The organism is Tumidithrix helvetica PCC 7403, assembly GCF_965232925.1.
GTDB classification, from domain to species: Bacteria; Cyanobacteriota; Cyanobacteriia; order Pseudanabaenales; family Pseudanabaenaceae; genus Tumidithrix; species Tumidithrix helvetica.
Genome location: NZ_CBDDRA010000071.1, coordinates 1 through 1,030, shown reverse-complemented (window position 1 = coordinate 1,030; position 1,030 = coordinate 1). Strand labels below are relative to the sequence as shown.

Below are 1,030 nucleotides of genomic sequence, written 5' to 3'. Positions count from 1 at the left end.
CGCTGAAATCTTGTATCGGAATGCGGAAACCAAAGATGCAGAGCAGTTGAAAACGCTAGAAGGGATAGAAATAGCAGTAAGAGAGCAGATGTTGGAAAATGTAAGTCCAAACGTAGGAATTTTTTTATCGAAAAAAGCACTGGGACAAAGGCAGGAAAAGAAAGACAAATAAAAAGCTGCATCGGCAAACTAAGGATCAAAAGCCATCAAGCCAAGAAGTTGCAAGTAAAAGCAAGAAGCAGGTTAAGTCCGCAACTAGAAAAATGCTGCCTATTGGTAAGTGCTAGTGAATCTTACGCAAGAACAGCCGTAAATGTTGAAGAATTGACAGGAATCCAGATTAGTCATAGCAGTCAACAGAGGTTAGTCCAGAAACAAGAATTTCCAGAGATGACAATGACTAAAAGTGTGGAAGAAATAAGTCTAGATGGAGGTAAAGTAAGATTGCGAACCGAGAAAGGGAAAAAAAGTGAGTGGAAAGACTACAAAGCCGTAAACGCCCAAGGAACAGTATCTGCCTATTTTCTGAATAATCAAGGTTTAGTTGAATGGTTACAAAAACAACCATTAGCACAAATATTCTCTTGTCTCGGTGATGGACATGACGGTATTTGGAACTTATTTAAAGCAATAGCACCATCAGAGCAAAGGTTTGAAATACTAGACTGGTATCATTTGAAAGAGCATCTTTACAATGTTGGCGGTTCTTTACGTCGTCTAACTAAGGTTGAAGATGTGCTCTGGCAAGGTTCCGTTGATGAAGCGATCGCCCTATTTGAAGGTTGTAAATTCAAACGAGCTATCAATTTTCTCGATTACCTACGCAATCATCGTCATCGCATTCCTGAGTATGGTTATTTACAGGAACAGGGGATTACAATTGGCTCAGGCTCGGTTGAATCAACGATTAAACAGATTGGTCGTCGGGTCAAGATTTCTGGTGCTCAATGGAACCGTCACAATGTTGCTCAAGTCTTGAAGCATCGTTGTGCTTACCTCAACGGTTATTTCTATGCCCCTAAGTATATTT

The 1,030-nt window shown here is 40.2% G+C and carries 1 protein-coding gene; it reads left to right on the top strand.

The window, feature by feature from the left end; genetic code table 11:
- Nucleotides 1-1,030 (top strand): ISKra4 family transposase gene (locus tag ACP2WE_RS26005; protein ID WP_425218421.1). Its coding sequence is split into 2 segments (ribosomal slippage), with 1,031 coding nucleotides annotated over them: nucleotides 1-119 and nucleotides 119-1,030; the frame shifts between segments, so codons are not numbered across the junction. This gene is flagged as partial in the annotation.